Genomic DNA, 24,321 nt, shown 5'->3' with positions numbered 1-24,321 from the left:
ACATGTCCCCACCTCACATCGCCATCATCGACTGGACCACCTCCCCACAAGGTGATCCCGAATCCACCATCGAACGCCAGATCATCGGCGGTGTCGCACACGTCACCCGCACCCTCTGCGAAACCGACGCCGACTTGACCGACGAGATCTGCAGCGCCAACGCCATCATCATCTGGCACAACATGCCGCTCACGGCCAAAGGCATCGCAAAGCTCCAAAACTGCCGCGCCATCATCCGCAATGGCGTTGGCTTTGATAGTGTAGACGTTGCCGCAGCACGCGAGCGTGGCATCGCTGTGTGCAATGTGCCCGATTACGGCACCGAAGAAGTCGCAGACCATGCCATCGCTCTCGCCATGGCGCTTTGCCGGCAAATCCTGCCACTGGATGCCGAAGCCAAGCAGCTCGGCTGGAACATCCGCGTCACGCCGAAACTCCGCCGCCTGAGCACGCTCACCTTCGGTATCGTCGGCCTGGGGCGCATCGGCACCGCAACCGCTCTCCGCGCCAAAGCCCTCGGCTTCCGCGTCATCTTCCAAGATCCCTACCTTCCCAATGGGGCCGACAAAGCTGTCGGCATCACCCGCGTGCGCACGCTTGATGAACTCCTCGCGCAAACCGATGTCCTCTCCTTGCATTGCCCGTTGAATGAAGAAACGCGCCACCTCATTGCCGAACGCGAACTGGCCCTGCTCAAACCCTCCGCTTTTGTCGTGAATACGGCCCGTGGTGGAGTCATCAGGAAGACCGCCATCCTCGCTGCGCTGCGCGAAAATCGCATCGCAGGTGCCGGGCTCGATGTCATCGAAGACGAGCCCCTCCGCACCGCAGACGAAGCCGCCACGCCAAATCTCATCGCCACTTGCCACGCCGCGTTTTGCAGCGTGGAGAGCAAGATCGAAATGCGCAGCACCTCCGCCCGCATTGCACTCGCCGCAGTGCGCAATGAGCCGCTAGAAAATGTGGTGAATGGCGTTTGCTCCTGAGTCGCTCCGTCGTGAGCTGTTCCGACCACACCATGAATCTCCGTTCTTTTCTCGCCGCTTCCCTCGCACTCACCCTCGCTTCAGCCGCTCTGGCCCAGGAAACCAAACCGCTGCTGCACGATCACGTCCTGCCGGTCCTCTCCACGCCAGATTTCAAAACACCGCTGGACTCCAGTTTCAGCATTGCCAAAGGAAAATGGACACCCGAAGGCGGCGTCCTCAGCGTGCTGGATCTGCCTGAGCAAAAGCACATCCCCGTGCTTCATCACAAAGTGGGCCTCTCCAGCGCCACCATCGAGGTGGAGTTCTTGATCGAAGGCCCGGGCAGCTTCCTCGTGGGTTGTGATTCCAGCAAACATGTGGGCCGTGTGGTTGTCGGTGCCGCAGGTTTGAGCATCGCGGAAGACTCCGTGGCGCCCTCTCACACCATTGCCAAGCTGCCGATGACGGTAAAAGCAGGTGAGTGGCACAAGTTGCGCGTCGAATGGCAGGGCGATCAAATGGCCGCCAATCTCGATGGCCAGGAACTGAAGGCGCAGCATCCTTATTTTGCGACACCGAAAGCACGAAGCTGGCTGGCTGCCGGTAAATCCGTGAAGGTGCGCAACCTCAAGATCAGCGGCGAGACGAAGCCATGAACGTCCGGCATCTCTTGAGATTCGCCTGCGTCCTCTTTGTGCTGCAATGCGCCCTCGTGGGTCACATTCGAGCCGCCGAACCCCAAACCCTGCTCGAAGAAATCTTCACCACCGAACTCTCCAAAGATTGGTTCTGGGGTCTCGGCACCTGGACGTCGAAGGGCGGCGTACTGCGTGGTTTTGAATCCGGTCCGCGTCGTCACGGACCGGTCAAAATGCGCAAACTTTCGCTCAAAGACGCCGTCTTCGAATGCGACTTCCGGCTGGAAGGCAAGGCGACCTTTGCCGGCATCATCTTCAATGGTTCGCAGGAGCGCGGGCACATCGTCCACCTTGTCATGGGCACGGACACGCTGCGCATCCTGGCCCATCCGAAAAAGGGCGAGAACGTGGAACTGCTCAAACAGCCCAACATCCTTGCCGTGGGCGGCTGGCATCACGTGAAGATCGAATTCAAAGGCGAAACCATCACCGCCACCATCGATGGCAAGACCATCACCGCGAGCCATCCCTGCATCGCCGAGGAAAAGCAAACCTTCGGCCTGGGCGGGGATTCGGGTGGCCCCGAAGGCGAAAATGCCGGCGCACTGGAGTTTCGTAGCCTGAAAATCACCGGCTGATCTGGCAGCGGCAGCGGATGATCACCGCTGCGATCACCGTCCCGATGAGGTTGGAAACGAGATCCCAGCCCGTATTTTCGTAGCCCCCCACGTTTGTATTGGGGATCGTCAAAACAGCGATGAACTCGATCACCTCGTTCAGCGCCCCGAATCCCATGCCACCCGCAGCACACAAGGTAAGCATGCCAAACGTGGGGCGCACCGCACTGCCATCCGGCTGACGCAGTGCCTTGCTCAAAAGGTGCCAGCAGAGCCCGGTGGTGACGCCAAAGCCATAGGCATGCACGATCTGGTCATATTTCAGCCACTGCGGCACGATCCACCAGCTATATAGCACCGCCTGATCCCCATTGTAAGGCCAGCCGGTGGGCAGGGGGCACAGGCCGCCTGCCATGTGGGCAAGCCCCCAAACCGAAAAGGCCCACAGCAGCGGCGTCGTGAGCCGCACACGGCGATGGACGGTGCTCATGACCCCGATCAAAATGACCATGACCACGATGTAGAAAATGAACTCACGGTTCCCTTGAACAATGGCCCCGATGATAGCCGCCATCATGTAGGCGGCATTGAACAGGATGACTGGCAGCAGCTTCGCGGGAGGGGCAGGGGGCATGCGGTACGCATGCAACGCCTGGCCGGGCCTTTGGCAAGAGCTTCCTGCTACACCGGTTGACTGGCACTCTGTGTGCTGCATCCTAGCACACCCCTCCCGCATGAAATTCATTCTTCCGTTGGCCGCCCTGGTTCTTTCCGCTTCGCCGAGCCAGGCCCAAATCACTCTGGAATCCGTCAAAAGCTTTGCCGACCTCGAAAAAGTGGCCGCGCAACTGGCGCTGCAGCCCTATCAGGCGCCCACGCAGCAGCTCGATCCGTTTTTCGAGGGGCTGAAGTACGATGGTCACCGGCAGATCCGGTTCCTGCGTGACAAAGCCTTGTTTGCCGAGCAGGGAGATGCATTCCGTGTCGAGTTCTTCCACCCAGGCTGGATGTTCAAAAAACCGGTCGTCTTTTACAATATCAAGGACCCCCAGACCGTCGGTGTGCCGTTTGATGGCAGCCACTTTGACTATGGTGACCTCAAGGTGCCTGCGAGCGCCAAGAATCCCGTCGGCTACGCGGGGTTTCGCGTGCTGGCCCCCGACTCCTTGGTTAAGCGCCCCTTCGAGTTCATGGTGTTCATGGGCGCCAGTTACTACCGCGCTGTCACCACGCAGCTCGGCTACGGCATCTCCGCGCGCGGCGTGGCGGTGAACACGATCGGCGGCGAACCCGAAGAATTCCCCGACTTCACCCATTTCTGGTTCAAGGAGCCCAAGGCAGGAGAAAAGTCGTTCAAACTGCTCGCGCTGCTGAATGGCCCCAGCATCACCGGCGCTTATGAATTTGAATCCACACCCGGAATCAGCACTGAAATGAGGATCAAGGCTTCTCTTCATCTCCGCAAGCAGGTCAAGATGCTGGGCATCGCACCCTTTTCGAGCATGTTCTGGTTCGGTGAGAACTCGCATCCGAAACCCTACGATTTCCGCCCCGAGGTGCATGATTCGGACGGTTTGCAGGTCGAAATTAAGGACGGCCCGTCCATCTGGCGTCCGCTGGATGTCAGCCGTGACATGCGCCTGAGCATTTTTGAAACGGACAATCTCAAGGGCTTCGGCCTCGCGGAGCGGGATCGTGACTTCAACAACTTCCAGGATCTCGAAGCCAACTATCATCGCCGTCCGGCGGTGTGGGTGGAACCGGTGAGCGGATTTGGCAAAGGCGCTGTCACCCTCGTCGAACTCTCCAGCGGTGAAGAGACCTGGGACAACATCGTCGCCATGTGGAAGCCGGCGCACCTGCCCGCGACACCCGCAGAGCCGCTCAAAGTCGAGTACAAGCTCCATTGGCTTGATCAACATCTGCCAGGCGCGCTGTGCAGAGTCATCAGTTCACGCCGTGGTTTTGTGATGGACTCAGACGATCATCTGTATGTCGTGGATTTTGCCAAAGGCGCTGAGAACGGCGCCACCAAACCCAAGGACTGGGCACCTGACATTGATGTCGTTCTCAGTGCTGGCGAGGGCAAGGTTCTGGACAAGCGTGTGATGCGCAACAACGAGACCGGCGGCTGGCGTGCCTTCTTCAAGCTCGACATTCCCGAGACCTCCAACCTGCTGGAAATCATGATGGAACTGAAAGACGAGAAGCAGGTCATTTCTGAACGCTGGATGTATCAATGGCGTCGCTAAGTCTCATCGATCTGGGCTGGAACGAGTTCTTCGCGAAACACTTCGAACCGTTTCGCGAGCAGGGCTGGAAACCTGCGCGCCTGATCCGTGACAACAAGATCAGCTACGGAGCTCTGCTTGAAGATGGGACGAACGGCTTCGATGAGTTCGAGGTCATCCTTGGTGGCAAAGTTTATCACGATGCTGAAACGGATGCCGAGCTTCCTGCCGTAGGCGACTGGGTGGCTCTCGAAGTAGGTGGCGAAAACGGTGACAATATCATCCGTGCACGTCTGCCACGCCAGACCTGCTTCTCACGCAAAGCCTCCGGCTTCAGTGCCGAGGAACAGGTGATCGCAGCGAATGTGGATGCCGTGATCGTTGTCACCGATTCCGGGCCTGATTACAGCCTGCGCCGCATGGAGCGCTACTTCACGCTCATCTCCCGCAGTGGTGCGAAAGCCGTCGTCCTTGTCAACAAGGCCGACCTCTATCCCGACAAGCAGAATCAGGAGGCCGCCGAGGCCATCCGTGCCCTCAATGCCGATGCCGATGTGCACGTGACCAGCGTGAAAAAGCGCAAGGGGCTCAAGGTGCTGAAGGACTACCTCAAGCGTGGCCAAAGCGTGGCCGTGATCGGCTCCAGCGGTGTCGGCAAATCCGCACTCGTCAATCTCCTGCTGGGTGAGGATTGGCAGTGGGTGGATGAAGTGAACGAAGTCACCGGCAAAGGCCGCCACACCACCACCGCACGTGAGCTGCTCGTGCTCGACAGGGGCGGCATCCTCATCGACAACCCCGGCATCAAAGAGGTGCAGATGTGGACGAATGAAACCACGCTGCGCGAACGCTTTGCCGACATCGAAGAACTGGCCCAGCGTTGCAAATACCATGACTGCAAGCACGGCACCGATGCTGGCTGCGCCATCCGCACCGCCGTGGAGTCCGGGACCCTGGATGCCGAGCGCTACGAAGGATATCTAAAGCTGGAGGACGAAATCGCCAAGTTGCGCAAACAGCGCAAAAAGCGCCAGATGACCGTCGAACGCCGCAACAAACGCGATCACAAAATCAAGGCGCGTAATCGCGTCGATCGCGAGGATATCGAGCGCGATTTGAAGCCACGCCATTAATCTGCACCCATGCCTCCCCAGCCCCCTCCCACCCGCACCGGCCTCGCCCGCACCGGCCTCGCCCGCGCCATGTCAAAGCTCGGCTTCTGCTCGCGCAGCCGCGCCACCGAACTGATTCGCATGGGCAAGGTGAAGGTGAACCTCGTCGTGCGGAAGAATCCCGAGTTCCCCGTGATCCTCAAAAAAGACGTCATCATCATGGACGACGTCAGCATCAATCAGGCGCCGCGTCTCTACGTCATGCTCAACAAGCCGCGCGGTCTCGTCACCAGCGCCTCGGACGAACTCGGCCGCGAGACGGTTTTTTCCTGCTTTGAAAACTCCAAGCTGCCGCACCTCTCTCCCGTGGGCCGGCTGGACAAAGCCAGTGAAGGCATGCTCCTCTTCACCAATGACAACGTCTGGGCGGACACCATCACCAATCCCGACACGCATCTCGACAAAACCTACCACGTTCAAATCAGCGGCACCATTGATGCAAAGCGCCTCGCGCAGATCAAGGAAGGCGTCGTAGACGAAGAGCAAGGCGATCACCTCTCCGCCAAGGCCATCAAGATCCTTCGCAGTGGCGAAAAGAACATGTGGCTGGAAGTCGTCCTCGATGAAGGCCGCAACCGCCACATCCGCCGCCTGCTTGAAGCCTTTAACATCGAAGTCCTCCGTTTAGTGCGCGTCAAAATCGGCATGCTCGTTCTGGGAAATCTGCCCAAAGGCCAGTGGCGTGAACTCACGAAGTACGAAGTCCTGAAATCACGCGAGCCGCAGGAACTGCGGTAAGCCGCAGCATCACTGCATCAATTGATCCCAGCTCAACTTGAAGCGCGCTAGGTATTTCTTCAGCCGGTCCGCGTCATTCATCTTCGAGCGCTTGGCACGCGAAACCGCGAACAGCTTCCGCCCGGCATCGGAGAGCGTTTTGCTTTCCCGACACACCTGCAAAACAAAATCCAGCTGCGCCAGATCAAAGGGATCAATCTCCTCCCTCTGCGCCTTGGTGAGCAAGGAGTTTTCCCGGCTGGATGCCTGATCACCAGCATCCCGCCAGCCTTCGCACAATCGCGCAGCCTCCGTCTCCACACATTCCACGGTGATCCTGCCTCTGGGGGCCAGCGTGGCCATCCGCGTCACCGCTGCATTCAGATCGCGGAAATTAGCGCTCCACTTAGCATCGGGACTGCGGGCAAATTTGAGGAAGGCCTCGCGCGCTTCCTTGTTCATCCGCACCTGCCGTCGATGCGATTTCGCGAAGCGTTCCAATTCGAAGTCGAGATTCGCAGCAATGTCCTCTCTCCGCTCCGCGAGACTCGGCAGCGTGAAGGTCCACAAGTTGATCCGTGCCAGCAGATCATCACGAAACTTGCCAGCCGCGACCTGTGTGCGCAGATCACGATTCGTTCCCGCGATGAGCTGAAAATCACTCTGCACCGTCTTGTCACTGCCCATTGGCAGGAACGTCTTGTCCTCCAGTGCTCGCAGCAGCATCGCCTGCTCATCGAGACCGAGTTCACCGATTTCATCCAGGAAAATGAGCCCCTTGTCCGCCTCCTTCAGCAACCCAGGCCTGTCCGACTGGGCACCCGTGAAAGAGCCGCGTTTGTGCCCAAAGAGCGCCGACATCGCATGATCACCGCGCAGCGTGGCGCAGTTCACTTCCACAAACCTGCCGCCAATTCCAGCGCGCGAACGTCGCAGATCATAAATGCGGCTGGCCAGCATGGATTTGCCTGCACCCGTTGGGCCCATGATGAGAATGGGCGCTTTGGAGTTCACCGCCACGAGCTCAATCTGCTCAATGAGCTTATTGAAACCCTTGCTCTTCGTGGCGATGCCGCTCTTCAGAAAATCCAGCGTCCGCTCCTGCTCCTGCGCAAAGCGGGTGGAAAGACGGTCATACTTCGAAAGATCGAGATCAATGATCTCATAACGCCCTGAAGCCTTCGCATCACGTCCACTCTCACGCGATGGCGAGGTCTGTAGAAGCCGTGCCGGAATGAAGTTCGCCTCATTCAGCAGGAACCAGCAGATCTGCGCCACATGCGTCCCCGTCGTGAGATGGATCAGGTAATCCGCCTTCTCCGGATCAAAGCTGTACCCACGCACGAAGTCATAGAGCCGCTCATACACTTCCTGCAAATCCCACGGGTCTTTCAGTGGGAACTCATGCACCACCACCGTCGTCTCCGGCGACACTTTCTCGATGTCCGCCTTCACCTGCTGCGCCAGATCCATGAACTTCGGTTCTGCCAGCAGCTCCAGCCGCGAAATCACCAAATCCTCTTGCTGACACATCGCCACCGTGGGCCGCCATTTCGACCATCTTTCCGGCCCTGAGGCACGGTCCAAGTTCGATCCGAGGAATCCAAATGTGATGATGGGTTTCATGCAGAGAGCAGGGAAAGTTACAGCGCGGCTCGAATGGCTCGCAGCAATGCGCCGGTTGGGCGTACAGGATTCACATCAATGGGACGGAGAGAACCATTCCACTCCAGAAGGTTCGCTGGCTTGGCATCAAACACTGCCGTGTTGTCCGCCTCCGATACCATGCACGCGAAGGCCCCGGTTGGTTGCTCAGATACAGCTTCGCAAAACCTCGTCGCGTGAACCATCCTTCAATGAGCCGCCGCACCTCATGGCCGCCGACCTCCGCAGCGATGTCTCCCAGCAATCGTCCAGGCACATACTCCTGCAACGTCACCACCTCCAGCCTGAGCGGTGTACGGATGAATCCCTCCAAAGTCATGGCCACATCGGGAAAAACTTCATTCAGCAGCACCAGGCGGCGCAGATATTCGCCCAAGCTTGCCGGTCCCAGTTTCAGCCCGCCTTCAACGATTGGCGTGTAGCCGTAGCCCGCACCCTTGATCTCATCCGTCGGCTTCGTGACTCGGCGAACATGCGACACAGGGTCACCAACACGTGCCACATCATGCTCCGTGCCTCCGAGCAACAGCTCGTTTAAATTCGCGATCTCCATCCAGAGACCGTGAAGTTCGATCCATGGTTCGATCAGTTTTTGCTCCGCAGCCTGTCGATCACCGAGGGCATCGAGTGTCCTAAATTCCGCTGCATCAGTTCCAGTGCTTGCGCTGAGGAGTGCTGCGGCATCCGCAAGCCTCCCGCCGCTGCCTTGTCCTGGCTGCGTTGCGTGGGTTTCTCTTGGGCTGGAACTGGGGACTGCATCACTCATGAAGTTGGTCTAAAACACATGCAAAGCAACTGACGGAAGCACTCATTGAATTATCGACTGAATACACTATCCAAAAAGATAAAACAATATCCCATTGGAGATAATATTCGGGATTTAAAACATCGCTTTTTGTCCCGAAAAAATAATCTGAAAATTCCTGGAGCCCTTGTTTTACAAGGCTTCCAGCGTCCTCCAGACACCTGGTCCAGAGCACTTGGCACGGCCCTAGCGTTAGGTATTGGCACACACAAACGACCAACCCAAACCAACACCATGGCTAGCAAATCACTCTTTTCGACCCTCCGCGGCGCTCTGGCTCCAAAGGCTGACAGCTTCAATGAAGCCGGTGGCCTGGCCTACCAGCTCAAGCCTCGTCATGCGTTGGCTCAGTATGCGGCCACGGGTTGCCTGAACCGCACCTTTTACGCCACGGCGGAAGATCAGCTCCAGCAGGTGCTGAAGCTGTGTGAGAAAGTTCCGACCGACTTTATCGCCCGCACGGCGCTTCACTGCCGCCAGAAAGGTTTCATGAAGGATATGCCAGCACTGCTCTGCGCCGTGCTTGCCGCCCGTGATGCCGAACGTCTGGAACTGATCTTTGATCGCGTGATCGACGATGCCAAGATGCTGCGGAACTTCGTGCAGATCCTCCGCTCCGGTGTGACGGGTCGTAAATCCCTCGGTTCTCTGCCAAAGCGCCTCGTGCGCCGCTGGTTTGAGACTCGTTCGGACGAGGCCATCTTCCGTGCAGACGTGGGTCAGTCGCCTTCGCTGGCAGACATCGTGAAAATGGTGCACCCGCACCCGGCCACGAAAAGCCGTGAGGCGCTCTATGGCTACCTCATCGGTCGCAAGCATGAGTCTTCGGCACTGCCACGCATCGTGCGCGAGTTCGAGGCCTGGAAAGCCGACCCTGCTGGAGATCCGCCGGACGTGCCGTTCCAGATGCTCACCGCACTGCCTTTGACGGCAGAGCAGTGGCAGGCCATCGCCCGTCGTGCCCCATGGCAGATGACGCGCATGAACCTGAACACCTTCGCCCGTCACGGCGTGTTCTCCATCAAGGAAATCACCCGTCTCGTGGCCAGCCGCCTGCGCCATGAGGAGCAGGTGCGCCGCTCCAAGGTGTTCCCGTACCAGCTCATGGCTGCCTATCTCAACGTCGGCGCGGAAGTCCCGCACGAGGTGAAGGAAGCCCTGCAGGATGCGATGGAGATCTCGGTCTCCAACGTGCCGGTGGTTGCTGGAAAGGTGGTCGTAGCGCCGGACGTGTCCGGTTCCATGCACTCCGCTGTAACCGGTGTCCGCAAGGGCGCCACCAGCAAGGTGCGCTGCATCGATGTGGCCGCCTTGGTGGCCGCCGCCTTCCTGCGTCAGAACCGTGATGCCGAAGTGCTGCCGTTTGAGAATAACGTGGTTCGTGTGTCGCTTAATCCTCGTGATTCCGTGATGACGAACGCGCAGAAGCTCGCATCTCTGCCTTGCGGCGGAACGAACTGCAGCGCCGTGCTCATCGATCTCAATGCCCGCAAGGTGCAGGCGGATCTGGTGATCTACGTCTCCGACAACGAGTCGTGGATGGACACCCCCTATCACGGCCACTTCGGCGGTTCAGCCACCCGCACCATGAGCGAGTGGATGATCTTCAAGCAGCGCAATCCGAAAGCCCGTCTCGTGTGTCTGGACATCCAGCCGTATGCGACCACCCAGGCGCAGGAGCGCGAGGACATCCTCAACATCGGTGGCTTCTCTGATGCCGTGTTCAACGTGATCGCCGCCTTTGCCCGTGGTGAACTCAGCAGCGCCCATTGGATCGGCGAAATCGAAAAAACACCCCTTTAACCCAAACTTTGGAGCCTGGTGAATGCTGGAGCGGACTACATTTCCAACTGTTGCGTCTCTCCAATCCTTGTCACCAGGCTCCATCCAACCCTTTCCAAATGACGGCGAATGCACTGAGGAACTACATTAATCAGTCGGCCGCAGGTTCGATCCCTGCCTGTCATGCGCAAGCATGGCAGTAGCTCAGTCGGTAGAGCAATTGAATGTTTCTCTCCACCTTGTCGCCGTCACCTTTTCACACCTAACCACCATCTTTGGCGAATGCCGGAGCGGACTACATCGAAACCAGCGGGTTCAAATCCCGCCCCGCAGCAATGCGGAGAAGTCTCTCCATCCTTGTCGCCATCTCCTTTCATAAACCAATCACCTCAAATGGTGACGAATGCCGATGGAACTACATGGCTATTCACCCTCCGGTCGTGGGTTCAAATCCCACCGGTCCTACCTTTCCAATTTCACGGGACCGTAGCTCAGCCTGGTAGAGCAGAGAACGTTTCATCAAATCCTTGTCGTCACCGCCAATTTCCAAACAACCATGACCTCCCCATTCCATATCACCGCCGAAGCCGAAGCCTTCCTGCCTGCCCGCAATAACGCAGGTAAACCGATCACCGTGATCGGTACAGAAGCAATTCGCTCCGGCTTTGACCAAACCTGCATCGATCAAGCTCTGAACTCGCGCTCCGCTCCGGGCGTGACCGATCTCGTCCTCAATCCCGACGCGCATGCTGGTTACGGTGCGCCGGTCGGCTGCGTGATGGTTTCGCCAACGCACATCTATCCAGGCCCCGTGGGCGTGGACATCAAGTGCTCCATGTCCCTGCTGCAGATGAACATCCCTGCCGATGCGATCGTTGACAAAGCGATCCGCCGTCAGCTCATCGATGCCATCTTGCTCCGCACCCCCACCGGGGCAGGTCGTGGTCAGCGCGAGGCGAAAAAATCCCGTCGCGTGTCCGAGGCTCTCGGTGTGCAGGTGTGCACCGAAGGCGCGAGCAAAAGCGTGTGCGAAGCACTCGGTATCCCGCCCGAGTGGGCGCTGCGCTGCGAAGACAGCTCTCACCTCGGCCACGATGGAAACATCTCCACCCTGAACGAGCGCCTGGACAAGATGCGCTCCTTCAACGGCTTCGCCGGATTTGAAAACAAGATGATGCAGCTCGGTTCTTACGGAGGTGGAAACCACTTCGGTGAGTGCGAGGTTGTGCAGCTTGCCGATGATCCTGCGATGCGTCAGACCGCCGAGGTCTTCGGCCTGCAGGACAACCATGTCGCCTTCCTCAGCCACTGCGGCTCTCGCGGGTTCGGCAACATCCTTGCCCAGCGTCAATTCAAGTCACTGGAAGGCTTCTTCCGCACCTGGGGGCTGTCCTTTCCTGCCGAAGATAAACAGCTCGTCTATGCTCCGCTCGGTACCCCCGAAGCTGACGCCTATCTCGATGACATGGCTCTCGGGGCAAACTTCGCCACCGTGAACCACATGCTCATCAATGCTCTCGTGCTGGAGGCCTTCCAGGAAGTGCTGCCAGGTACCAAAGGCCAGCTCGTGTACTTCATCAGCCACAACATCGCCCGTCAGGAGGTCGTGGATAACCAGCTCGCCTGGGTGCACCGCAAAGGCGCCACACGCGCCTTCCCCGGTGGCCACCACGCGCTCAAGGATACGCCTTTTGCCAATACCGGTCACCCGATCCTGCTGCCCGGAAATCCGCGCGATGGCTCCGTGGTGATGGTGGCGAAACCCGATGCCGTGAAAAGCTGCTACAGCGTGAACCACGGTGCCGGCCGCTGCATGGGCCGCAAAGCCGCCGCACGCACGCTCGATCAAAAGAACGTTGATGCTGACTTCGATACTCACGACATCCTCTACAACGCCCGCCAGTACCCGATCGACGAAGCCCCCAACGCCTACAAGGATTTCAAAGAAGTCCTCCGCAGCGTCGAAGCCGCCGGTCTCGCTCAGCAGGTCTGCAAACTCAAAGCCCGCTTCGTCATCAAGGACGCGGCAGAGGCGGATGATTGAGCTTATCTAAGCCCGGCCTGCACCAGCAATTCTGGTGCAGGCCGGGCGATGAGAAAATCAAACGGCATGATTCCTTGAACAGTCACCACTGCATTCTTCGGTTCCGCATCTGATACCAGCAGTCTGTCTTCCCTTCGAAACCAAGCATCACCAAATCGTGTGCTATGAAACATAAATCCATGGGCAAGCATGTACTGACGAATTTCCGTCAGGGTGGGCGGCTTGCCAATGAAGGCTGGCTGAGAGGTGACGACGCGCAGAGATTTGCCCACACCACAAACCCCTTCGATTTGCCAGTCGAGAGAGAACTCCTCATTGATGAGCCCGATTCGTTCCAGATACTCCTCCTGCGTCGCAAAACGGGCGGGGCCAAATTTTCGTCCAAACTCGCCTGCGTGAGTGGCCTTGATTACTCGCATGCCCGCAGCCGAAAGCCATACCTCATGTTCCGAGCCGCGTGTCTGGCCGAAACCCTCGGGCAAACACACCTGCTTCAGCTCCTGCGCCATAGCCGTTTCCAGAATGGCAGTGCTGATGCTGTGTCCCGTCCTGCCAATTCAAAGACCCGGATCTGCGCCAGCCATTCGGCTCGCTCAATGGGCTTTTGGTTCTGAAGATATTCAGCCACGCGCTTGCGATCCGCCGCACGCCTTTGATCAATAGTAGCTGTTCCGATCGCCATGATTATAGCCTATCCACCCGATTTTTTTCCGCAATGACCAAATCCACCCCCATCCTCCAAATCTCCGGCGAATCCGGCGGCGGGCAGTTGCTGCGCTCCTCGCTCTCCCTGTCCCTTGTCACCGGCCGTCCATTTCGCATGACCAACATCCGTGGCAAGCGGCCCAAGCCAGGCCTGATGCGCCAGCATCTCACCTGCGTGAAAGCCGCCGCAGAAGTCTGCGAAGCGAGCGTCGATGGCGCTGATCTCGGATCGGTGGAGCTCGTGTTCCACCCTGGGAAAGTCATAGCCGGCGCTTATTCTTTCCCCATTGGCTCCGGCGGCAGCACCACCCTCGTCCTGCAGACCCTGCTGCCCGCGCTCCTGCATGCGGAAGCTCCCAGCACGCTTCGTATCGAAGGCGGCACGCACAATCCCATGGCACCACCATTTGAATTCATCGAGCAGTGCTATCTGCCGGTGATCCAAAGCATGGGCGTGAAAGCCACCGCCACGCTGGAGCGCCATGGATTCATGCAGGCAGGTGGTGGCGCGATTACGGCAGAAATCCAACCCCTCAAAAAGTGGAAAAAGCTCAAGCTCATCGACCGCGGAGATGCGGTGGGAACCTTCGGCCGCGTCCTCCACGCTCATCTGCATCGCGACATCGCCGAACGCGAAATCGCGACGGCCTCCGCTCTCCTGGCATGGCCGGCCACTGACATTGAACTTCGCTATGCCAATGACAGCCCAGGCCCCGGCAATACCATCCTGCTGGGTGCCCGCTTTGCGAACGTGTGCGAGATCAGCAGTGGCATCGCGCAGCAGGGCAAATCGTCTGAAGCCGTGGCCACAGGTGCCGCGAAAGGACTGCGCTCATATCTCGCCTCATCCGCACCCGTAGGAGTTCATCTCGCCGATCAACTGCTGCTGCCCATGGCGCTGGCCGGCGGCGGCGTGTTTCATACCCTGGCGATCAGCGACCACACCCGGACGAACATGGCATTGATCGAGCAGTTCCTGCCCGTGAAGTTCACGGTCGAAGAGCTGGCGCCAGGCGTGAAACAAATCCGCTGCAGTTGATGCAGCCGCCCTCCATCACTCCGCCCACGCTTCACGCAGCAGGCGCAGGTAGTTGCCATGCATGATGTTGGCGATGTCCTCAGCCTTGTAGCCACGCTTTTCGAGCATCGCAGGTATGCGTGAGAGATCGGCGATGGTATCCAGATCCTCCGGCGTCTGCTCGGTTCCATAGCCCCCATCCAGATCCGTGCCGATGCCGCTGTGCAAAGCGTTCCCTGCAAGCTGGCACACGTGATCGATGTGATCGCAAATGACCTCAAGCTTGAGTCCAACTTCCTGCGGTGTCGTTTTTCCACGAACCCAGCCCGGAACCATCATCCACGCATCCAGCGCTGCACCCATGACGCCGCCGCGTGCGATGAGTGCTTTGATCTGGTCATCGGAAAACTGGCGCGGATCAGGAACCAGGGCGCGGCAGTTGCTATGGCTGGCCCACACGGTGCCCTGATGAATCTCCAGCGCCTGCCAGAAGCACTCATCGCTGAGGTGAGTCACATCGAGAATCATCCCCAGCCTGTCCATTTCCTGGATCAGCTCTTTGCCACCGGCGGGCAGAGGCCCCACCTTGTCATGACCCAAAGCATAACGGCACACGCCATAGTGTGCAGGTCCCATGGCACGCAGCCCCTGCTCCCACGCTTTTTCAAGATGCCCCACACTGCGGATGGAGTCCGCACCTTCGAGACTCAAAATATACCCAATGGCTTTTTTCTCGTCGGGAATCGAGGCGTCATTCCAGAGCGTGATCATCTCATCAAGCTCGCGCACATTGGTGATCTGGCGCATCTCACCCGCCTCCTCCATGGCGCGATACCACGAGAGCTGCCCCTGCGTTTCCGCCCACGCCTGCTCCGCAGACATCCACCCTGCGATGGGAGATGGCCCCGGCATGCAACCCGCCAGCTGCGTCGCTACGCAAATGCCCACCTTGCCACGCCGCATGTCCGGAAAGGCGGTGGTGCCACGGGCGCGTCCCTTGCCGGTCATGCCTTCCTCACGACGTCGAATCTCATGTACAGGCAGGCGAAGGTCGCGATTGAATCCGCCGAGGGCGTTGAGGCTGAGGTCGAGGTGAGCGTCGAAGGTAAGCATGGGAGAGAATGACTAACGTGAGCGTCATTCTACGTTGACGCAATCACATGTCATTCAAAGCGATAGCCTGCACCATGCACAGTTCGGATAATTCTCGGCTGAGCCGGGTCTTTTTCGATGCGCTTGCGCAGTTGCGAAATGTGCTGGTCCAGCGCCCGGCTTTCCGGGAAATAGTCCACACCCCACACTTCGTCCGCGAGGGTGTTGCGGTCGATCACCTTCCCCCGGCGGTCATAAAGCAGTCGCAGCACTTTCACATCACGTGGGCTCAGGGCCAGTTCCACCTTGTCGCGGTAGGCGCGCAGCTCTGTTGGCACGATGCGCAGATCGTCCATCGTGAAGTCATCATCCGTCCTGCCACCGCCACGCGATGCCGTGCGGCGTAGAATGGCGCGGATGCGGGCGATGATCTCCTTCACCCCAAAGGGCTTCGTCATGTAATCATCAGCCCCCAGTTCAAGACCGAGCACTGTGTCGATCTCCTCAGCCTTGGCCGTGAGAAAGAGAATGGGCACTTTTTCATCCTGACGGCGGATCTGTTTGCACACCTCATAGCCGTTGAGGCCGGGCATCATCACATCCAGGCAGACGAAGTCGGGATTTTCAGCGCGGAAAAAATCCACCGCCTGCAGGCCGTCGCTGGCGGGGATGACTTGGTAGCCCTCCATGGTGAGCACTTCGCGCAGGGCATCACGCGTGTGGTCGTCGTCTTCGGCGATGAGTATTTTGGTCATGACTGGTTGGGGAGGGTGAGAATGAAGCGTGCGCCGTCGCGGTAATTAGGACACACCGTAAGAGAACCGCCATGCAATTGTGCCAGTTCGCGTGAGATGGTCAATCCGATGCCGGTTCCGCTCACGCCTTCAGCAAGGTCGGAGCGGAGGCGTTCAAAGGGCTCGAAAACCGTGCGGCGCTTGCCGGAAGGAATGCCCGGACCGTGGTCCTCCACAATGATCCGGGCATTGCGCTCATCATGCTCCGTGTGGATTGCGATCCACTTGCCGGCATTCGCGTATTTATCGACATTCGAAATCAGATTTCCGAGGATCTGTTCGATGGCGTCGGGGTCAGCCATGATAGTCTCCGGCCCGTTAAAAGAGGTGACGATTTCAAACCCCTTGGTCTCCAGCAGCGGCTTCCAAAAATCGGCAATGCGCGAAACGGTTTGATCCAGTGCCAGCGGTTTGGGCTGGATGGTCAGTTTGTCACGCTGCTGGCGGGCGTAGTTGAGCACGTTTTGGATCAGGCGGTCCAGACGGCAGGTCTCTGCCTCCACGACACCGAGCTGGCGTTTTGCGATGGTGTCTCCCTGAGATTCCGCACGATGCGCCGCCATTTCAGCATAGAGGCGGATGTTGGTCAGCGGCGTCTTCAGTTCATGCGAGATCTGGTTCACAAACGTCACGCGCTGCTGCGCCACGCGGATCTCACTGGCGCTCTCATGGAAATAGAGCCAGCCCACCACAAAGACGAGCACGATACCGGAACTCACACCGAGCAGAATCGGGAAAAGGTAGGGCTTGGGAAACTCCTCATTCGCGGGCGTATAGGCCATCTCCCATTGTGAAAGCGGCTCCGAACAAGCCCGATGCGCCGCTGGTGGGCGCTCAGACCCGGGCAAACGTTTGCCCCATTCGTGCAGCGGGATGCCTTTCACCGTGGTCAGCATCATGCGGCCCGGCGGGATGGCCAGCCCCGGCTGCGGTAGGCGCTGAAACAAGGAGTTCATCAGCATCTGCGGGTTCAGCAAGGCGCAGCTCAGGCTGCCATCGGCAAACCGGTGCCAGTACATGAAAACGGAGTCGCCCACATGCCAGCCGCTCCAGGACATGGGGGTGTCTGTTTGCACCGGACGGTCGTCAATGTGGTAGCCAAACATCTTGAGGTACGTCATCCACTCGGATGAGCGCCGCTGTAAGGCTGAAAGCTTGCCAGAAACATAAACACGCTGAAACGGCGGCCCCCCATCTTCCAAGACGGATATAAATTGAGGCATGCTGTCCGGGTTGCGCGTGGATTCCAGAATGGCTTTGATGCGGTCCTCGGCTTTGAAAATCTGCCCCGGCTGATATCCGGCCAGACCCTCGAAAGACTCGACTGGAGCGGTTTCCCCCTCGCCAGTCACAGACCATGTCTGGGCAATCCATGGGTGCTTTGCCAGCCGCTGAGACATCAGGCGGGCTGATCCAATGCTTTGCGCACCCCAGACATCCAGCCGATCCGTAAGCTGTCGCATGTCATGCAGAAGATGTTGATCCGCCGAGCTAAGACGCTCAGCCAGAATGGCTTGCATGGAGGCGTCGGTGCGTTTTTCCGCATCACGAATGAGATACGTCCCCAGCCATGCCAGCAGAGCTAGCGGCAGGATCACCAGAATGATGAACAGGATCGTGGAACGGCGTTGAAGCATGCGCGAGATGTAAAATTTAGCCTCGCGATTTATCCGGTCATCTAAAATTTATAAAAACCATAAAAAGAACCGGGGCGGACCTTTTAAAGTCCGCCCCGGTGATTCGTAGAGTTTCCAACAGCCAGAAGGATAACCACACTTGAGAAAAGGGTGATCATGAGGCCCGGGCCGATGCCCGCTTTCCTTTGATCTAATCTGAGCTTCGCACGGATGAAAATAATTGAGTCAGCAGCTTGTGAGTACGTTGTAAGGAAATTGTAAGACGCTTGGGCGGCGGCCCAAAACCGGAAAAAACCGTCTCAAGCCCGGGCTGACATGAACACAAAAAAGGCGGGACCTCATCGGCCCCGCCCTTGGTTGAATCCTTGTTTTGCTAGGTCAGCTTACAGCAGACACTCCGCGATCTGCACCGCGTTCAGCGCCGCACCCTTGAGGAGTTGGTCACCCACGACCCAGAAGCACAGGCCATTGTCCAGAGCGCAGTCCATGCGGATGCGGCCCACGGCGCAGTTGTCACGGCCTGCGATGTCGAGTGCCAGCGGATACTGCTTTGCGGCAGGATCATCCAGAACATCCAGCCCTGGAGCTTTGCTCAGCACTTCACGCGCCGCTTCCACCGTGACTGGCTTCTCAAACTCCGCGCTGATGGCGATGCTGTGCGCACGGAAGACCGGGATGCGCACGCAGGTCACGGACGCACGGAACTTGTCGTGGTGCATAATCTTGCGCCCTTCGTTCTCCATCTTCATCTCTTCCTTGGTGTAGCCGGAATCGAGGAAGGAATCCACATGCGGGATCGCATTGAAGGCGATCTGATGCGGGTAAACGTGAGGCTTGCTGTCCAGCTTCGCAGCGTCCCAGGCGCGGTTCTCACTGGCCCATTCACGGGACTGGTTCGCCAGTTCTTCGATCGCCTGAGCTCCCGTGCCGGACACCGCCTGGTAGCTGGAGGCAAAGATGCGCTTCACACCAAACGCCTGGTGCAGCGGATACAGCGCCATCAGCGAGATCGCCGTGGTACAGTTCGGGTTCGCGATGATGCCCTTGTGCGATTTCACATCCGCCGCATTGATCTCCGGCACCACCAGCGGAACGTTCGGGTCCTGGCGGAAAAAGGAGGAATTGTCCACCACCACCGCACCGGCTTTCACCGCATGCGGGGCAAAGTCACGCGAAATGCCGCCACCCGCGCTGAACAGCGCGATGTCGATCCCCTTGAAGGAATCCGGCGTCAGCTCCTGAATGGTGATGTCCTCACCCTTGAACTTCAGCTTCTTCCCCGCGCTGCGTGCGGAGGCAAGGAGGGTAAGCTGGCCGACGGGAAACTTGCGCTCTTCCAGGCAGCGGATCATCTCCGCGCCCACAGCGCCTGTGGCTCCGACAATGGCGACATTCTTCAGGGTGCTCATGGTATTCTACTAACGGGGGGTTGGTTCAAAGGGGCTGCGATAGTAAGGCCTCACTCGCCGGATGCAAGGGCGGGTAAAGGGCCCGCAGCACCCCTCGTGTCCCCCTCAAAAATCGTCCTCGTTCTCGTTCTCCTGCTCGTCCTCGATCAAAACGCCCCGCATCAAGTTTCCAGCTTAAAGCCTCAAGTCGCTCCTTCCCCAGCGTCAGCATCCCCGGACGTAGTTCGGGCCTTAGCCCGTCCGGTTCCGGCTCTTCGTATTCTAGTCCCGGCTTTCCGCGTCCTTCGTAGCCTTGGCGAAGAAGGAAGCCGGCTCCGGACAAACGTCCCAAGCCACCCTCTATCCACTGCGGGTTGCTCCCGCTCTGATCCGTCCTCAATCCCCCTCCCCAAAAACTCCCGCCTTGACTTCGTGTGATAAATACACATTACTTCGTGTGTGAAACACACCTACGAATACCCAAGAGCCGCACTCACCGTGGACTGCGTCGTCTTCGGCTTCGACGGCGGTGCCCTCCAGGTCCTCCTCATCCGCCGCGGCCTCGCCCCCTTCAAAGATCACTGGGCCCTCCCCGGCGGCTTCGTCCGTGTCGAAGAAACCCTCGATGACGCCGCTCGCCGCGAGCTCGAAGAGGAAACCGGCCTCAAAGACCTCTTCCTCGAGCAGCTCTACACCTTCGGCGCCGTCAACCGCGATCCCCGCGAGCGCGTCGTCAGCGTCGCCTACTACGCACTCACCAAACCCGCCGACCACACTACCGCCGCCTCCACAGACGCCGCCGAAGCCCGCTGGTTCCCCGTCACAGACATCCCCCCGCTCGCCTTCGACCACGCCGAAATCTTCGGCACCGCCCTCACCCGCCTCCGCGGCAAGCTCACCTACCAGCCCATCGGCTTCGAACTCCTCCCTCCCAAGTTCACCCTCACCCAGCTCCAGCGCCTCTACGAAAGCGTCCTCGGCACCGAGATCGACAAACGCAACTTCCGCAAAAAAGTCCTCAGCTACGACCTCCTCATCCCCCTCAAAGAACAACACCGCGAAGGCCCCCACCGCCCTGCCCAGCTCTTCCGCTTCGATCCCGTGAAGTACGAGCGCCTCAAGAAAAAGGGATTCCTTTTCGAGATATGAACACCAGTTTGAAAATCACACCCTATGCGGAGCAGGCACCGGCCTGGCCGCAATCAGGCCGCCATATCATGGCACAATTCGATGCCGACACGATTGTGGTCTATCAGGCATACAGGCCTGCGATTGCTCGCTTCGCTGTCGAACATCAGCGTTTTGGCGGTGAGTTCAGCTTTTCGCGCATGAGCTGGATCAAGCCCAACTTCCTCTGGATGATGTTCCGTTCAGGCTGGGCATCCAAGGAAGGGCAGGAACACGTTTTGGCCGTGCGCTTAAAACGCTCCTTCTTTGATGAAATCCTCGAAGCTTCGGTCGCCTCATCCTTCTCTGCCAGCCGCTATGACAGTCACGAAAAGTGGCAGGAAGCTGTCGCGCAATCCGACGTCCGCCTTCAGTGGGACCCAGATCACGACCCAAACGGCAATTGCCTCGAAAGACGCGCTGTTCAGCTAGGGCTGCGGGGCGAAACTTTGCACCGGTACGGCCAGAGTGATTTGGTCAGCATTGAAGACATCACGCCTTTCGTGATCGAACAACGGGAGAACCTGAAGGAAGGCTTCCAAGGGCTGCAAACACCCTGCGAAGAGATCTATCGCCCACACTCAACCACCGCCGCTCGTGCCGTTGGCATCGACGTATGAATCAAGAAAAAAGAATACTAGGCGGCCTCTACGGCTCGCTCGTCGGTGATGCTCTCGGCGTCCCCGTCGAGTTCGCATCACGTGAGAAACGCAAGCTCGATCCAGTCCTCGGAATGCGGGGCCATGGCACGCACGGCCAGCCCGCCGGAACCTGGAGCGACGATGGCTCTCTGCTGCTTTGCTCCGTCGAAAGCTTGGCCGAAAAAGGCTTCGACCTTCAAGACATGGGCGAGCGCTTCCTGCAATGGTTCGAGCTCGGACACTGGGCCGCACATGGGCTTGTGTTCGACATCGGCAATGCCACCCGGCAGGCTCTGCTCCGCATCCGCCATGGCATTCCAGCTTCAGAAGCAGGAGGTCGCGAACCGTACGACAATGGCAATGGCTCACTCATGCGCATTCTGCCCGTGGTGTTTGCCAATCTCCATCAAGACGAAAGTACTTTCATCACCCGCATCGCCCAGGCTTCAGCCATCACTCATGGACACCTTCGTTCACAGATGGCCTGTGTCTTCCACGGGCTCGTGGTCCGCGAGTTGATGCAGCAAGCAACTCCTCACGAAGCCCTTCATAAGGCCCAGCAGATCTTCCAGCGGCTCTATTCGGACAACGAGGAGCTAGGCACCTTTCGCGATGTGCTGCGTGCGGACCTCGTCTTCCAGCCGGAATTTCACATCCATTCGGGAGGCTATGTCGTGGAAACCCTCACTGCCTCCCTTTGGTGCCTCCTCACCACCGACAACTTCTCTGACTGCGTTCTCAAAGCGGTGAATCTCGGCGACGACACCGACACCACCAGCTGTGTGGCCGGAGGGCTCGCGGGAGTGTTGTATGGTATCGACGCCATCCCCTCCGAATGGCGTCTTGCATTGCCGAGGCTGGAAGATTTGCGCCGTCTGTTTACCGCGTTTCTGGAAAGCAGCAAAACAATTCCATGAACCCGGAAATCACAACACCTTGTGACCGCGCATTGCTGTCCCTCGATGGCCTGTCAGTCGGCGATGCCTTCGGGCAAATGCTTTCGACGTGTGCTCGCAGTGCTCGGGGTGTCATTGAGCGTGATGGTCTCCCTTCCGGCCCGTGGTGGCATACGGATGACACTCAGATGGCCATGGCCATCGTTGAGGAGATGGCGGACCATGGTCAAGTCGCAACTGACTCTCTGGCCTGGCGCTTTGTCAGGCGGTATCAGGCTGACCCGGGCCGCGGCTATGGCAAAGGCGCACGGATGCAGTTGGAAGAGATCGCACGCGGTGCGAGTTGGCGGGAAACTTCAACAGCTGCTTTTAGTGGACGTGGCTCGAAGGGCAATGGCAGCGCCATGCGCTCAGCCCCTCTGGGTGCTTGGTTCGCTGATAATTTGGCGAAAGTCGTCACCGAAAGCTGGCAATCATCCATCGTGACACATGCTCATGAAGAAGGGATCGCGGGCAGCGTCGCGGTGTCATTGGCGGCCGCGATGGCATGGAATACCAGAATGCTTCCATTGGAAAATGCTCGCAAAGCCATCTGGCAAAAGGTTCTGGAGCTTACGCCCGCGGGTGAAACCCACGAAGGCCTTCGAAAGGCTAGTCTCGTGCCCTGGGAAATGTCCGGCGAAAATGCCGCGCGGATTCTTGGTTCTGGCTTTCTCGTTACCGCACCCGACACCGTGCCATTCGCCATCTGGTGTGCGCTTCGCCATCTCGACAACTATCACGAAGCCCTGATCACGACTCTCGAAGGTGATGGAGATTGCGATACCAACTGCGCCATCGTCGGAGGAATCGTCGTCCTTCGAGTCGGGCGTGAAGGGATTCCTCTACTGTGGCTGAAATCACGCGAACCTCTCAAATTAGAATTCAAATGAACCCCGAACAAACCACCCGCACCAGCAAATTTCTCAGTCTGGTCCTGCGGCATCAACCCCAAACCGCCCACATCACCCTCGACGCCGCTGGCTGGGTGAGTGTCGAAGATTTGCTTTCTGGCTGCACCAAAGCCCGGCGTCCCTTGAGCCGTGCTGACCTCGACCACATCGTCGCTACCAATGCCAAAAAGCGCTTTGAGTTCAGCGCCGATGGCACACGCATCCGAGCCAGCCAGGGGCATTCCGTGGAGGTGGATTTGAACTATGAGTCCAAGGAACCGCCTCCGATCCTTTATCACGGCACCGCGACGCGTTTTATCGAAAGCATTCAAGTGCAGGGACTGCTGAAAATGCAGCGCCACCACGTCCACCTGTCGGCAGAAACGAAGATGACCATGCAGGTCGGAGCGCGTCATGGAAAACCAACTCTCCTTACCATCCTTGCGGCGGACATGCATCAGGCAGGCCATACCTTTTACCTCAGCACCAATGGCGTCTGGCTGGTGGAACACGTGCCAGCCAGCTTCATTCAATTTTCATGAACGCTACACTCAAAGTTCTCCAAGCCGACATCACCACCCTCGACGTCGATGCCATCGTCAATGCCGCCAACTCCTCCCTCCTCGGCGGCGGTGGCGTGGACGGTGCCATTCATCGTGCTGCAGGAAAAGAACTGCTGGCCGAATGCCGCATGCTCAATGGCTGCCGCACCGGCGAGGCCAAAATCACCCGAGGCTACAATCTCAAGGCCCGGCACATCATCCACACCGTCGGTCCCGTCTGGAACGGCGGCAAAAATGGCGAGCCCGAAAAGCTGCGCTCCTGCTATGCCAACTCACTGCACATCGCCGCAGAGCACCAGCTGGCCAGCATCGCCTTCCCCTGCATCTCCACCGGCATCTATCGCTTCCCGGCAGATCAGGCGGCGCAGATCGCCGTGGAAACGGTGCGCGAATTCATCAGCAAACCATCCTCTCTGAAACAGATCATCTTCTGCTGCTTCGCAGCGGCAGACCGGCAGCGCTATGAAGCGCTGATTCAAGGACAAGAATCACAAGAATGAAAACAACCACTCTCTATCGCCCTGTTGGTCCTAAGGAATTGAAGCTGATCGAGGATTCAGACTGGAAAGCATTTCCACCACGTCTCCCTGACCAGCCCATCTTTTATCCCGTGATGAACGAAGACTACGCGATCCAGATCGCGCGTGACTGGAACGTGCCCGCATCTGGCTCAGGTTTCGTCACGCGTTTCGAGGTCGAAGCGGAGTATTTGCGTCGTTTTGAGGAGCAGGTCGTAGGCGGTGCCGTGCATCGTGAACTCTGGGTGCCTGCCGAAGAGCTGGAAGAGTTCAACCGGCACATCGTCGGTCAGATTGAGGTGACCAGACGCTTCCCGGAAACAGACTAATA

Annotated in this window: 24 protein-coding genes; 16 read left to right on the top strand and 8 right to left on the bottom strand. The window is 58.5% G+C overall.

Features of this window, described 5'->3' with window-relative positions; translation table 11 throughout:
• The first annotated feature begins 2 nt into the window (after positions 1 to 2).
• From AC3RLQ_RS18480 to AC3RLQ_RS18470, 3 genes are read left to right on the top strand one after another with little or no spacing between them, the layout of a single operon-like run.
• Positions 3 to 986 (top strand): C-terminal binding protein, encoded by a 984-nt coding sequence (locus tag AC3RLQ_RS18480; protein ID WP_493030130.1) that lies wholly within the window; start codon positions 3 to 5, stop codon positions 984 to 986.
• A gap of 32 nt (positions 987 to 1,018) precedes the next feature.
• The gene (locus AC3RLQ_RS18475) at positions 1,019 to 1,624 is read left to right on the top strand and encodes a hypothetical protein (protein WP_493030129.1); all 606 of its coding nucleotides are present in this window, start codon (positions 1,019 to 1,021) and stop codon (positions 1,622 to 1,624) included.
• Positions 1,621 to 2,244 carry a LamG domain-containing protein gene (locus AC3RLQ_RS18470; RefSeq protein ID WP_493030128.1) on the top strand — a complete coding sequence of 208 codons (624 nt, stop codon included), beginning with the start codon at positions 1,621 to 1,623 and terminating at the stop codon, positions 2,242 to 2,244. The genes AC3RLQ_RS18475 and AC3RLQ_RS18470 overlap by 4 nt, the downstream gene beginning before the upstream one ends.
• On the opposite strand, the gene AC3RLQ_RS18465 is transcribed toward AC3RLQ_RS18470, so the two are convergent.
• Positions 2,234 to 2,857 (bottom strand): DUF2238 domain-containing protein, encoded by a 624-nt coding sequence (locus AC3RLQ_RS18465; protein WP_493030127.1) that lies wholly within the window; start codon positions 2,855 to 2,857, stop codon positions 2,234 to 2,236. The two genes, AC3RLQ_RS18470 and AC3RLQ_RS18465, sit on opposite strands and share 11 nt — an antisense overlap.
• A 100-nt stretch (positions 2,858 to 2,957) precedes the next feature.
• Between AC3RLQ_RS18465 and AC3RLQ_RS18460 the strand changes: the two genes are divergently transcribed.
• Genes AC3RLQ_RS18460 through AC3RLQ_RS18450 form a run of 3 tightly spaced genes read left to right on the top strand, consistent with a single transcriptional unit; the run spans position 2,958 to position 6,364 of the window.
• Positions 2,958 to 4,475, top strand: a complete 1,518-nt coding sequence (locus AC3RLQ_RS18460; RefSeq protein WP_493030126.1) for an OpgD/OpgG family glucan biosynthesis protein — start codon at positions 2,958 to 2,960, stop codon at positions 4,473 to 4,475.
• Entirely contained in the window at positions 4,463 to 5,587 is a 1,125-nt protein-coding gene (gene rsgA, locus AC3RLQ_RS18455) for a ribosome small subunit-dependent GTPase A (protein WP_461524819.1), read from the top strand. Before AC3RLQ_RS18460 ends, rsgA begins: the two co-directional genes overlap by 13 nt.
• Before the next feature lie 9 nt (positions 5,588 to 5,596).
• Positions 5,597 to 6,364 carry a pseudouridine synthase gene (locus tag AC3RLQ_RS18450; protein ID WP_493030125.1) on the top strand — a complete coding sequence of 256 codons (768 nt, stop codon included), beginning with the start codon at positions 5,597 to 5,599 and terminating at the stop codon, positions 6,362 to 6,364.
• A 9-nt stretch (positions 6,365 to 6,373) separates the two neighbouring features.
• Here the strand turns inward: AC3RLQ_RS18450 and rtcR are convergent, their stop codons facing one another.
• Both rtcR and AC3RLQ_RS18440 read right to left on the bottom strand, forming a co-directional pair.
• The gene (gene rtcR / locus AC3RLQ_RS18445; RefSeq protein ID WP_493030124.1) at positions 6,374 to 7,969 is read right to left on the bottom strand and encodes an RNA repair transcriptional activator RtcR; all 1,596 of its coding nucleotides are present in this window, start codon (positions 7,967 to 7,969) and stop codon (positions 6,374 to 6,376) included.
• 70 nt (positions 7,970 to 8,039) lie between these two features.
• On the bottom strand, positions 8,040 to 8,774 hold the full coding sequence (locus AC3RLQ_RS18440) for a hypothetical protein (protein ID WP_493030123.1): 735 nt from the start codon (positions 8,772 to 8,774) through the stop codon (positions 8,040 to 8,042).
• Positions 8,775 to 9,047: 273 nt separating this feature from the next.
• Here AC3RLQ_RS18440 and AC3RLQ_RS18435 point away from each other — a divergent pair, with 273 nt between their 5' ends.
• The gene (locus AC3RLQ_RS18435) at positions 9,048 to 10,616 is read left to right on the top strand and encodes a vWA domain-containing protein (RefSeq protein ID WP_493030122.1); all 1,569 of its coding nucleotides are present in this window, start codon (positions 9,048 to 9,050) and stop codon (positions 10,614 to 10,616) included.
• A 535-nt stretch (positions 10,617 to 11,151) separates the two neighbouring features.
• Positions 11,152 to 12,639: an RtcB family protein gene (locus tag AC3RLQ_RS18430; protein ID WP_493030121.1), complete on the top strand. Its 1,488-nt coding sequence runs from the start codon at positions 11,152 to 11,154 to the stop codon at positions 12,637 to 12,639.
• A gap of 2 nt (positions 12,640 to 12,641) precedes the next feature.
• Here the strand turns inward: AC3RLQ_RS18430 and AC3RLQ_RS18425 are convergent, their stop codons facing one another.
• A complete protein-coding gene (locus tag AC3RLQ_RS18425; RefSeq protein WP_493030120.1) occupies positions 12,642 to 13,148 on the bottom strand; it encodes a putative polyvalent protein kinase domain-containing protein in 507 nt (168 codons plus the stop codon).
• Positions 13,149 to 13,354: 206 nt separating this feature from the next.
• Between AC3RLQ_RS18425 and rtcA the strand changes: the two genes are divergently transcribed.
• Complete coding sequence (rtcA, locus tag AC3RLQ_RS18420) at positions 13,355 to 14,383, top strand: RNA 3'-terminal phosphate cyclase (protein WP_493030119.1); 1,029 nt, start codon at positions 13,355 to 13,357, stop codon at positions 14,381 to 14,383.
• 15 nt (positions 14,384 to 14,398) lie between these two features.
• Here the strand turns inward: rtcA and AC3RLQ_RS18415 are convergent, their stop codons facing one another.
• The 4 genes from AC3RLQ_RS18415 to AC3RLQ_RS18400 all read right to left on the bottom strand — a co-directional run bounded on the left by AC3RLQ_RS18415 (position 14,399) and on the right by AC3RLQ_RS18400 (position 19,294).
• Positions 14,399 to 15,475, bottom strand: coding sequence for a dipeptidase (locus tag AC3RLQ_RS18415; RefSeq protein WP_493030118.1), 1,077 nt, complete (start codon positions 15,473 to 15,475; stop codon positions 14,399 to 14,401).
• 50 nt (positions 15,476 to 15,525) lie between these two features.
• A complete protein-coding gene (locus AC3RLQ_RS18410; protein ID WP_397382105.1) occupies positions 15,526 to 16,209 on the bottom strand; it encodes a response regulator transcription factor in 684 nt (227 codons plus the stop codon).
• The gene (locus AC3RLQ_RS18405) at positions 16,206 to 17,885 is read right to left on the bottom strand and encodes a sensor histidine kinase (protein WP_493030117.1); all 1,680 of its coding nucleotides are present in this window, start codon (positions 17,883 to 17,885) and stop codon (positions 16,206 to 16,208) included. The genes AC3RLQ_RS18410 and AC3RLQ_RS18405 overlap by 4 nt, the downstream gene beginning before the upstream one ends.
• Positions 17,886 to 18,268: 383 nt before the next feature.
• Positions 18,269 to 19,294: an aspartate-semialdehyde dehydrogenase gene (locus AC3RLQ_RS18400; protein ID WP_493030116.1), complete on the bottom strand. Its 1,026-nt coding sequence runs from the start codon at positions 19,292 to 19,294 to the stop codon at positions 18,269 to 18,271.
• Positions 19,295 to 19,732: 438 nt separating this feature from the next.
• Between AC3RLQ_RS18400 and AC3RLQ_RS18395 the strand changes: the two genes are divergently transcribed.
• The 7 genes from AC3RLQ_RS18395 to AC3RLQ_RS18365 are packed head-to-tail and all read left to right on the top strand — an operon-like array spanning position 19,733 to position 24,319.
• Positions 19,733 to 20,422: an NUDIX hydrolase gene (locus tag AC3RLQ_RS18395; RefSeq protein ID WP_493030115.1), complete on the top strand. Its 690-nt coding sequence runs from the start codon at positions 19,733 to 19,735 to the stop codon at positions 20,420 to 20,422.
• Positions 20,419 to 21,060 carry a DUF4291 domain-containing protein gene (locus AC3RLQ_RS18390; protein ID WP_493030114.1) on the top strand — a complete coding sequence of 214 codons (642 nt, stop codon included), beginning with the start codon at positions 20,419 to 20,421 and terminating at the stop codon, positions 21,058 to 21,060. Before AC3RLQ_RS18395 ends, AC3RLQ_RS18390 begins: the two co-directional genes overlap by 4 nt.
• Positions 21,057 to 21,998, top strand: coding sequence for an ADP-ribosylglycohydrolase family protein (locus AC3RLQ_RS18385; RefSeq protein WP_493030113.1), 942 nt, complete (start codon positions 21,057 to 21,059; stop codon positions 21,996 to 21,998). The genes AC3RLQ_RS18390 and AC3RLQ_RS18385 overlap by 4 nt, the downstream gene beginning before the upstream one ends.
• Positions 21,995 to 22,909 (top strand): ADP-ribosylglycohydrolase family protein, encoded by a 915-nt coding sequence (locus tag AC3RLQ_RS18380; protein ID WP_493030112.1) that lies wholly within the window; start codon positions 21,995 to 21,997, stop codon positions 22,907 to 22,909. The genes AC3RLQ_RS18385 and AC3RLQ_RS18380 overlap by 4 nt, the downstream gene beginning before the upstream one ends.
• Positions 22,906 to 23,451, top strand: a complete 546-nt coding sequence (locus AC3RLQ_RS18375; protein ID WP_493030111.1) for an RNA 2'-phosphotransferase — start codon at positions 22,906 to 22,908, stop codon at positions 23,449 to 23,451. The genes AC3RLQ_RS18380 and AC3RLQ_RS18375 overlap by 4 nt, the downstream gene beginning before the upstream one ends.
• A complete protein-coding gene (locus AC3RLQ_RS18370) occupies positions 23,448 to 23,972 on the top strand; it encodes an O-acetyl-ADP-ribose deacetylase (RefSeq protein ID WP_493030110.1) in 525 nt (174 codons plus the stop codon). The genes AC3RLQ_RS18375 and AC3RLQ_RS18370 overlap by 4 nt, the downstream gene beginning before the upstream one ends.
• Complete coding sequence (locus tag AC3RLQ_RS18365; protein ID WP_493030109.1) at positions 23,969 to 24,319, top strand: hypothetical protein; 351 nt, start codon at positions 23,969 to 23,971, stop codon at positions 24,317 to 24,319. The genes AC3RLQ_RS18370 and AC3RLQ_RS18365 overlap by 4 nt, the downstream gene beginning before the upstream one ends.
• Positions 24,320 to 24,321: the final 2 nt, after the last annotated feature.

Source organism: Prosthecobacter sp. GW821-HT29F12 (assembly GCF_058803405.1).
The sequence above is the reverse complement of the archived record's forward strand: the minus strand, read 5'-3'. Positions and strand labels throughout refer to the sequence as shown.

Bases quoted from the DNA above. Each gene is read 5' to 3' on its own strand.
- AC3RLQ_RS18365 (WP_493030109.1), top strand. From the start codon at position 23,969: ATGAAAACAACCACTCTCTATCGCCCTGTTGGTCCTAAGGAATTGAAG.
- AC3RLQ_RS18405 (WP_493030117.1), bottom strand. From the start codon at position 17,885: ATGCTTCAACGCCGTTCCACGATCCTGTTCATCATTCTGGTGATCCTG.
- AC3RLQ_RS18410 (WP_397382105.1), bottom strand. From the start codon at position 16,209: ATGACCAAAATACTCATCGCCGAAGACGACGACCACACGCGTGATGCC.
- AC3RLQ_RS18370 (WP_493030110.1), top strand. From the start codon at position 23,448: ATGAACGCTACACTCAAAGTTCTCCAAGCCGACATCACCACCCTCGAC.
- AC3RLQ_RS18375 (WP_493030111.1), top strand. From the start codon at position 22,906: ATGAACCCCGAACAAACCACCCGCACCAGCAAATTTCTCAGTCTGGTC.
- AC3RLQ_RS18390 (WP_493030114.1), top strand. From the start codon at position 20,419: ATGAACACCAGTTTGAAAATCACACCCTATGCGGAGCAGGCACCGGCC.
- rtcR (WP_493030124.1), bottom strand. From the start codon at position 7,969: ATGAAACCCATCATCACATTTGGATTCCTCGGATCGAACTTGGACCGT.
- AC3RLQ_RS18415 (WP_493030118.1), bottom strand. From the start codon at position 15,475: ATGCTTACCTTCGACGCTCACCTCGACCTCAGCCTCAACGCCCTCGGC.
- AC3RLQ_RS18460 (WP_493030126.1), top strand. From the start codon at position 2,958: ATGAAATTCATTCTTCCGTTGGCCGCCCTGGTTCTTTCCGCTTCGCCG.
- AC3RLQ_RS18480 (WP_493030130.1), top strand. From the start codon at position 3: ATGTCCCCACCTCACATCGCCATCATCGACTGGACCACCTCCCCACAA.
- AC3RLQ_RS18385 (WP_493030113.1), top strand. From the start codon at position 21,057: ATGAATCAAGAAAAAAGAATACTAGGCGGCCTCTACGGCTCGCTCGTC.
- AC3RLQ_RS18380 (WP_493030112.1), top strand. From the start codon at position 21,995: ATGAACCCGGAAATCACAACACCTTGTGACCGCGCATTGCTGTCCCTC.
- AC3RLQ_RS18440 (WP_493030123.1), bottom strand. From the start codon at position 8,774: ATGAGTGATGCAGTCCCCAGTTCCAGCCCAAGAGAAACCCACGCAACG.
- AC3RLQ_RS18400 (WP_493030116.1), bottom strand. From the start codon at position 19,294: ATGAGCACCCTGAAGAATGTCGCCATTGTCGGAGCCACAGGCGCTGTG.
- rsgA (WP_461524819.1), top strand. From the start codon at position 4,463: ATGGCGTCGCTAAGTCTCATCGATCTGGGCTGGAACGAGTTCTTCGCG.
- AC3RLQ_RS18475 (WP_493030129.1), top strand. From the start codon at position 1,019: ATGAATCTCCGTTCTTTTCTCGCCGCTTCCCTCGCACTCACCCTCGCT.
- AC3RLQ_RS18430 (WP_493030121.1), top strand. From the start codon at position 11,152: ATGACCTCCCCATTCCATATCACCGCCGAAGCCGAAGCCTTCCTGCCT.
- AC3RLQ_RS18425 (WP_493030120.1), bottom strand. From the start codon at position 13,148: ATGGCGCAGGAGCTGAAGCAGGTGTGTTTGCCCGAGGGTTTCGGCCAG.
- AC3RLQ_RS18450 (WP_493030125.1), top strand. From the start codon at position 5,597: ATGCCTCCCCAGCCCCCTCCCACCCGCACCGGCCTCGCCCGCACCGGC.
- AC3RLQ_RS18465 (WP_493030127.1), bottom strand. From the start codon at position 2,857: ATGCCCCCTGCCCCTCCCGCGAAGCTGCTGCCAGTCATCCTGTTCAAT.
- AC3RLQ_RS18435 (WP_493030122.1), top strand. From the start codon at position 9,048: ATGGCTAGCAAATCACTCTTTTCGACCCTCCGCGGCGCTCTGGCTCCA.
- AC3RLQ_RS18470 (WP_493030128.1), top strand. From the start codon at position 1,621: ATGAACGTCCGGCATCTCTTGAGATTCGCCTGCGTCCTCTTTGTGCTG.
- rtcA (WP_493030119.1), top strand. From the start codon at position 13,355: ATGACCAAATCCACCCCCATCCTCCAAATCTCCGGCGAATCCGGCGGC.